Consider the following 317-nt stretch of genomic DNA (forward strand, 5'->3'; position numbering starts at 1 on the left):
CCTACACCTTGAGCGATGGGGACACGGACACCGACACGGCGACGCTGACGATCCAGATCGGCAACTCGGTGCCGACGATCGGCACGATCCCGGCGGCCGGCGGCGCGGACACGCAGGTGTACGAGGCGGGCCTGCCGGCGCGCGGCAGCGAGCCCGCGGGCTCGCATGCGGACGATGGCTCGGCGACCACCAGCGGGACGATCGCCTTCACTTCCCTGGATGGGTTGAGCGGCGTGTCGCTGGGCGGCCAGCCGATCTCCAGCACGGATTCGGCCAGCCCGACGGACCTGGGCAATGGCCTGAGCGCATACTACACG

The 317-nt window shown here is 70.7% G+C and carries 1 protein-coding gene; it reads left to right on the forward strand.

Annotation, left to right across the window (positions count from 1 at the left end; translation table 11 throughout):
- The coding region (locus tag O4H32_RS14910; protein ID WP_269360404.1) for a hypothetical protein at positions 1–317 on the forward strand (317 nt) is incomplete at both ends.

Origin of the sequence: Castellaniella denitrificans (assembly GCF_027214045.1) — a bacterium.
Classification (GTDB): domain Bacteria; phylum Pseudomonadota; class Gammaproteobacteria; order Burkholderiales; family Burkholderiaceae_B; genus Castellaniella; species Castellaniella denitrificans_A.